The 6418-nt window shown below is 42.0% G+C and carries 10 protein-coding genes; 7 read left to right on the forward strand and 3 right to left on the reverse strand.

Annotation, left to right across the window (positions count from 1 at the left end):
* Positions 1-45: 45 nt before the first annotated feature.
* Both ylbD and WAM07_RS11000 read left to right on the forward strand, forming a co-directional pair.
* Positions 46-411: a spore coat protein YlbD gene (gene ylbD / locus WAM07_RS10995; RefSeq protein ID WP_422166825.1), complete on the forward strand. Its 366-nt coding sequence runs from the start codon at positions 46-48 to the stop codon at positions 409-411.
* Between the two features lie 159 nt (positions 412-570).
* Positions 571-1011 (forward strand): YlbF family regulator, encoded by a 441-nt coding sequence (locus WAM07_RS11000; protein WP_089751910.1) that lies wholly within the window; start codon positions 571-573, stop codon positions 1009-1011.
* Positions 1012-1013: 2 nt separating this feature from the next.
* Here the strand turns inward: WAM07_RS11000 and WAM07_RS11005 are convergent, their stop codons facing one another.
* On the reverse strand, positions 1014-1337 hold the full coding sequence (locus WAM07_RS11005; protein ID WP_422166827.1) for a hypothetical protein: 324 nt from the start codon (positions 1335-1337) through the stop codon (positions 1014-1016).
* A 100-nt stretch (positions 1338-1437) separates the two neighbouring features.
* On the opposite strand from WAM07_RS11005, the gene WAM07_RS11010 reads away from it, so the two are divergent.
* Positions 1438-1716 carry a YlbG family protein gene (locus WAM07_RS11010; protein WP_014643091.1) on the forward strand — a complete coding sequence of 93 codons (279 nt, stop codon included), beginning with the start codon at positions 1438-1440 and terminating at the stop codon, positions 1714-1716.
* Between the two features lie 32 nt (positions 1717-1748).
* Here WAM07_RS11010 and WAM07_RS11015 read toward each other — a convergent pair whose 3' ends face one another.
* On the reverse strand, positions 1749-2138 hold the full coding sequence (locus WAM07_RS11015) for a DUF7147 family protein (protein ID WP_422166830.1): 390 nt from the start codon (positions 2136-2138) through the stop codon (positions 1749-1751).
* A 450-nt stretch (positions 2139-2588) separates the two neighbouring features.
* On the opposite strand from WAM07_RS11015, the gene rsmD reads away from it, so the two are divergent.
* Positions 2589-3170 carry a 16S rRNA (guanine(966)-N(2))-methyltransferase RsmD gene (gene rsmD, locus WAM07_RS11020; protein WP_422166832.1) on the forward strand — a complete coding sequence of 194 codons (582 nt, stop codon included), beginning with the start codon at positions 2589-2591 and terminating at the stop codon, positions 3168-3170.
* Positions 3171-3182: 12 nt separating this feature from the next.
* Complete coding sequence (gene coaD / locus WAM07_RS11025; RefSeq protein ID WP_422166833.1) at positions 3183-3662, forward strand: pantetheine-phosphate adenylyltransferase; 480 nt, start codon at positions 3183-3185, stop codon at positions 3660-3662.
* Positions 3663-3672: 10 nt separating this feature from the next.
* Here coaD and ylbJ read toward each other — a convergent pair whose 3' ends face one another.
* On the reverse strand, positions 3673-4869 hold the full coding sequence (gene ylbJ / locus WAM07_RS11030; RefSeq protein WP_422166835.1) for a sporulation integral membrane protein YlbJ: 1197 nt from the start codon (positions 4867-4869) through the stop codon (positions 3673-3675).
* Between the two features lie 190 nt (positions 4870-5059).
* On the opposite strand from ylbJ, the gene WAM07_RS11035 reads away from it, so the two are divergent.
* A complete protein-coding gene (locus WAM07_RS11035; protein WP_089751904.1) occupies positions 5060-5848 on the forward strand; it encodes a patatin-like phospholipase family protein in 789 nt (262 codons plus the stop codon).
* Between the two features lie 4 nt (positions 5849-5852).
* On the forward strand, positions 5853-6418 hold a 566-nt coding region (locus tag WAM07_RS11040; RefSeq protein WP_422166837.1), incomplete at its 3' end, for a PDZ domain-containing protein.

Below are 6418 nucleotides of genomic sequence, written 5' to 3' on the forward strand. Positions count from 1 at the left end.
AGGTGCATAGGCTATAGAGTAGATCTAACAGTGAGGTGTGAACTTATGAGTACAAATGAATTGCACCCGAATGTCCAGCGCTTTAAAGAATTTGTGGATGATCATCCTCGTGTAAAGGAACAAATCCGGAAAAATCATAAACTGATTCAAAGCTATTATGAGAAGTGGATGATTTTGGGGGCGGAGGATCCTTTCTGGGAATCCCTGCCTGCGGTGAAGAATAGTACTTCATCAAATAAGAAGGATTGGTTTAAGCAGTTAGGAGCATTAATGGAAGATCTGGACTGGGAAGAGGTATCTCGCCATATGGAAGAACTGAATGGGGCATTAGGACAATTTCAGCAATTCTTATCAAAAGCTAAGAAAGATTCCAACAAAGACCGTAGAGAGCTTGAATACCCTTATTACTAAGATCAGGCTTTGAAACTTCTGAATCAAAGGCATTTATAAAAAAGTGTTCTTCAGATGCGGGAGAAAATAATTCTTTATTAATTAGGACAGCAGGGAATGAGGAAACTCATTTCAATCTGCTGTCCTATTTGATAAGATGGAAGTGGAGGTGGACATCTAATGCTAGCTACAATGGAAATTGTCGATCTGCTTGATAGTTCAGAAACGATTGGCCATATGGTCATGAATTCAGATACAATGCATCATTATAATGAAGCGAAGTACGCTCTTGAGAATGATCGTGAAGCCCAGGCGCTCATCAAGAGATTTGCTGATATAAAAGAACACTACGAGGATGTACAGCGTTTCGGGCGCTACCATCCAGATTATAATGATATTATGAAAAAGGTCCGTTCGGTGAAGAGAGAAATGGACATGCACGAAACCGTGGCTCACTTCAAAAAAGCGGAGCGGGAAGTGCAAAAGCTGTTGGATGAAATCAGCGAAAACGTGGCTTTTAGTGTAAGTGAACAGATAAAAGTTCCCAAAAATGGAATGGCTCTTACCGATTCCGGCTGCAGTGGCGGATGTGGAAGCGGCGGAAGCTGTGGGTGCTCTTAAACTTAAGTGAATCGGATACAGTCATCACAGAAGTTGCCGCAGCAGAACATTTTTCGTTGAGGAACTAGAAAACGCACACGGTACACATAGAACGCCTGACTTTTGCGTACATAACTCATCGCAAGGGTCAGGCGTTTTCCTTTCATTGCTTTAGCAGCGGACCTCTTAAGCTGATCTTCCACTACAGATTGGTCAGCTGTACAATCCGGCCAGAGATACACAAAAGGCAGCCCGGTGATTTGTTTAAACTGCACGCTCTTCACAACAGGAGACTGCTGCAAGTCTTTTGAAAAAAGCTCAAATGCCCGTTCGTGGTCTGTCTTCATAAAAAGGACTCCTTTTAGAAAGAATAATCAGAGAATAATTGCCGTTCACTTTATCTTTTGGTACACTGACGGTAAATACTACGTAAAGCAGGGTGTCGTCATGATTAAAACGAAACGACAAGGTATTATTGTATATTTTCAACATATGAAAAATGTCAGGCAGATAAAAAAACATGGTCATCTCATTCATGCCTCGAAAAAGTTAAAATATGCGGTTCTATACGTGAATGAAGAAGATTTAGAATTCAAAATGGAAAAATTAGAGCGGTTACCATTTGTTTCCCGTGTTATTCCTTCACATAAACCTGAAATTCAAACGGATTATGAAAATGCAAAACCTGATAAAGCGAAGCAATATGACTACAAAATGGGCATATAAAAAAGAGGTCTCCGTCAGGGAGGCCTCTTTTATTATGAGAGCGGAGCGATAAATTTGTTCATTCGTAAAATACCAATTAAGTGCTGGTAAAACAATTCAGTTTCCGGAAATAAGCTTGATGGTTTAATTGTAAATTCGGCTACCTCTTTTCCAGCACTTTCAGCCATCTCTTTAAACAAATCAAATCGTTTATTCGGCTGCTCATGAGGGTTTGGTATTCCTTCCCGGCAGATATATATCGGCTGAAACTTATCTCCACGTGCCGGCTTCATGACCAGGGATAATGACGCGAGGGGTTTTCCATTTGCTTCGCTGTAGAAAGCGATCGCATGCTGAATTCTGTCTGGCATAAGTGACCCCAGTTCAATTAGTTCATAAATATCTGCATAACCTTCTCCAAGTTCGATGAATTTCTGGATCATATCGGTCTACTTCCTTTCCTAAACGCATTCAAGACTACACTAGCAAAAATTAGCAGGCTTGTGAACACTCCGATTAGGGGATCTATTCATTTAATCAAAGGAACTTCTTTGAAGGCGGAGATTTTTGGGGGTTGAGTTGAACAAGAGAGTAAGTAATAAAGATTCGTTGTCTAATGAAAGCGTAATAAGCAAGCTTAAAACTTTAATGCCAAAAAAAATAGGGCTGTCCATCATAGACAGCCCTTCTTCCTCGAACCCTGAGATTCAAGAAAGTAAAGGGAGAGGAGAAACCGGAGGAAGTACTTATGGGGATGTAAGCCTTCTCCGTTTTCAGAAGCAGTAATCTGCTTCAATTCTAGTATGGACCCGCACTTTTCCTTTTATTCATGGGAAATGGAATTCTTTATTGAAACCTTCAATTTCCTGCAGCCTTCATTTTGTGGTAGGATTATGGAGAATGATGACAAAAGAGGTGTACAAACAATGCGAGTAATTGCGGGTGACTTTAAAGGGCGTCAGTTAAAATCTGTCCCGACTCATCAAACTCGGCCAACAACGGATAAAGTAAAGGAAGCGGTTTTCCACAAGATTGGTCCTTATTTTGATGGAGGTAAAGCTTTAGATCTGTTTGCAGGAAGCGGGGGCCTCGGCATTGAAGCGTTGAGCAGAGGTGTGTCGTCCTGTATATTTGTAGATCAGCAGCAAAAAGCGATCCAGACCATATATGAAAATATCCATACATTGGATTTAACGGACCGTACAGAAGTGTTCAAAACGGATGCCAAACGTGCCATGAAAGCAGCTGGCAAACGAGGGTTAACGTTCGATTACATATTTCTTGACCCTCCCTATAAAAAGTTTTCCTACAAGGAATTAATGGAAGCGCTTTTAGATTATGAATTGCTGGCAGAGCAGGGAGTTATTATTTGTGAACACGATGCGTCTGAAGAAATTCCTGCATCGGTAGGTCGGTTGACTCAGATGGATTCAGATGTATATGGAAGTAATATAGGTGTGACAATATTTAAGTAAGGAGGGATTTCAATGCCCACATTAGCTATATGTCCAGGCAGCTTTGACCCAGTTACATACGGTCATTTAGATATTATTCAGCGAGGTGCAAAAGTGTTCGATCACGTTATTGTTGCTGTGTTCAATAATCAAAGTAAAGCGCCTCTGTTCGACATTGAGGAACGCTGCGGGCTCCTTAGGGAAGTAACAAAAAATCTGGACAACGTATCTGTTGATTCTTGCAGTGGTTTGTTAATGGATTATGCAGAAGAAAAGAATGCCCAGGCAATCATTCGTGGATTACGTGCCGTCAGTGATTTCGAATATGAGATGCAGATTACATCGATGAACCGCAAATTAAACGCTGATATTGAGACGTTCTTTATGATGACAAATAATCAGTATTCTTTCTTAAGTTCCAGCATCGTAAAAGAGGTAGCCAAATACAGAGCGAGTATATCAGATTTAGTACCTCCTCCTGTAGAAAAAGCATTATTTACTAAGTTTGAATAACGAATGACCACTACGAAATATGTTCGTAGTGGTCATTTTCATCTTCGTTTGGTTTGTTGCGATGAGATTGCCATTTCACAAACATGGTAAACATAATCATGACAATGGTGATCGGCGGTCCGTAATGATGAAAAAATTCCAAGAGCGGAATCGTAAGCTGTTCGGTCGGGTTCCATATTGGAAGACTGTCGGCAGGCTCCGAAGGGGTGTAGACGAAAAAGTATAGAAAAGCAATCATTAAGGACGCAATCGCTCCGTGAGCCAGTCTGGAAAGGGCATAGGGCTTAAAACGGATATCAGTTTCTGCTATAATGCTTGCAATCTGAGCCTGGATAGAGAATCCGTGAAAGCCCAGGATGAAACTTACAAGCATGAGCTGGGCTAGTAAAGATTCATGCGTTTGAGTCACCGCCCCAATTCCGGTAGTCATCTCAAGCATTCCGGCCATAAGAGGTATAGGAAAGCTTTCAGGAAGGCCGATCATATGGAAAAGAGGGGATAGAGCAGGCAGAATACCTGTTCGTTTCAACAGCTCTGTCAGCACGGAAAATAACATAATAAATCCGCCGACCATCAGAAGGGTGTCAACGGATCGGGACACGGCATCACCCATTAATTTTCCTATCGATCTACCATCATCTAAACGAGACTGATGCATGGTGATGAAAGCTTCTCTGAAGGTTGGGTAGGTTTGGTCACGAATGGGAGACTCTTCTTTTCTTTTGTAGAAACGCATGGCAATGCCTACGATGAAGTTGCCTCCATAATGAGCGATAGCAAGAATTGCTCCGAGAGAAGCATTATGAAAAAAACCTACAGCTACAGCTCCAAAAAGAAAAAGCGGACTGGATGCATTGGTAAAAGAGATGAGGCGTTCTGCTTCAATTTGAGAAATTTGGCCTTTTTTTCTAAGATCAGCTGTCCATTTGGCTCCGCTAGGGTAACCACTTGCCATTCCCATGACCCACACAAATCCCCCTGACCCAGGTACATTGAACAAAGGGCGCATAAATCGTTCGCTCAAGGCCCCCAGACCATGAACCACACCAAACCCAATAAGCAATTCTGCCGTAATAAAGAAAGGTAGAAGAGATGGAAAAACCACCTCCCACCAAAGATCAAGACCCCTTAAACTGGCGGTCAAGGCAGCTTTAGGGTATATGATTAATGATATGGCAAAACCAAGTGTTAAGCAGGTCAACCACATAGTCTTTATTTTGGAAATAAGGAACGCCTCCTAAACGTGCGCGGTTTTCTGTACTTCTAATATCATCCATAGTAGAATGAGGATATATTTGGACATGTAACAGGAAGGCTAGTCTATATTCCATATGTACGCTCATAAGATAACGATTTATTCCATAAAATATAGCAAAGTCTTGAAGGGGGAATAGCAGGTGGGACGTCCGAAGATCGGTTTGGCGCTAGGTTCGGGAGGAGCACGTGGTTTTTCTCATCTGGGCGTTCTCAAGGTTCTCAAAAGTTACGGAATTCCAATAGATATGATAGCGGGGAGCAGCATGGGAGCTTTAGTAGGCTCTTTTTTTGCGGCTGGACAAAAGATCGAGGACATGTATAAACTCGCTTTTACGTTTAAACGGAAATATTATTTGGATTTCACCGTCCCGAAGATGGGCTTTATTCAGGGACGACGGATTAAAGAGTACATTCGTCTTTTTACTTTTGGAAAGAACATAGAAGATTTCCCTCTTCCTATGGCGATTATTGCGACAGATCTGTATGCCGGGCAAAAGATGATTTTTACAGATGGTCCTGCCAGCGAGGCAGTCCGGGCTAGCATCGCCATCCCCGGGATTTTTGTGCCGGAACGAATCAATGAGCGTTTGTATATTGATGGAGGCGTAATGGACCGTGTTCCCGTTTCTGTTGTGAAACAGATGGGAGCTGACATAGTAATTGCGGTAGATTGTGCTCATTTTGACGCCGATCCCAATATCAATACCATCTATGATGTTATTACTCAAAGTATAGACATCATGCAGGATGAATTAGTGAATGCTATGGGAGTATCAACAGATGCTGATGTTATGATTCGTCCAGATGTATCCAAATATAGTTCCCGAGCTTTTACGAATATTGAAGACATCGTAGCCGCCGGGGAAGCAGCAGCGGAAGGCCAGATTAAAAACATCCAAACCAGGCTTGCTGCATGGAAGGAGCCCTAAAAGAATGAAAGCCAATAAGCGCGTACTCATTACTGGAATCATAACCGCACTGATTATTGCATTTTTAGCGGCATATCGATTACCGTTTTATATTTACAAACCAGGTTCTGCTGACGCTTTGGATCCAATTGTCGAAGTCGTCGATGGATATGAAAGTGAAGGAGATATGCATCTGGTAACCGTAAGAGGCGGACAGGCAACACCCATTCAGTGGCTGATGGCTAAAATCAGGCCATACAACCAAGTTTATCCGATCGAACAAATCCGTCCAGAGGGTGTATCGGAAGAAGAATACTACCATGCTCAGCTGCAAATGATGGAATCTTCTCAGGAAGCGGCTAAAGTGGTCGCTTATCAGGCGGCAGATAGAGACATAGAAATTAATTTCGAAGGCGTTTTTGTCATGAGTGTTATTCAAGGAATGCCTGCAGAAGAAAAACTGCAATCAGGTGATGAAATTCTGGAAGTTGATGGAAAGAAAATCGAGGAGTCCAGCGACTTAATTAATTATGTCACTGATATGAAAAAAGGATCAAATGTAACATTAACGATCAAAAGAGATGAAGAGAC

This window comes from Halobacillus sp. (genome assembly GCF_049282395.1).
GTDB lineage: Bacteria > Bacillota > Bacilli > Bacillales > Halobacillaceae > Halobacillus.

Bases quoted from the DNA above. Each gene is read 5' to 3' on its own strand.
- ylbD (WP_422166825.1), top strand. From the start codon at position 46: ATGAGTACAAATGAATTGCACCCGAATGTCCAGCGCTTTAAAGAATTT.
- WAM07_RS11000 (WP_089751910.1), top strand. From the start codon at position 571: ATGCTAGCTACAATGGAAATTGTCGATCTGCTTGATAGTTCAGAAACG.
- WAM07_RS11005 (WP_422166827.1), bottom strand. From the start codon at position 1,337: ATGAAGACAGACCACGAACGGGCATTTGAGCTTTTTTCAAAAGACTTG.
- WAM07_RS11010 (WP_014643091.1), top strand. From the start codon at position 1,438: ATGATTAAAACGAAACGACAAGGTATTATTGTATATTTTCAACATATG.
- WAM07_RS11015 (WP_422166830.1), bottom strand. From the start codon at position 2,138: ATGATCCAGAAATTCATCGAACTTGGAGAAGGTTATGCAGATATTTAT.
- rsmD (WP_422166832.1), top strand. From the start codon at position 2,589: ATGGAGAATGATGACAAAAGAGGTGTACAAACAATGCGAGTAATTGCG.
- coaD (WP_422166833.1), top strand. From the start codon at position 3,183: ATGCCCACATTAGCTATATGTCCAGGCAGCTTTGACCCAGTTACATAC.
- ylbJ (WP_422166835.1), bottom strand. From the start codon at position 4,869: ATGTGGTTGACCTGCTTAACACTTGGTTTTGCCATATCATTAATCATA.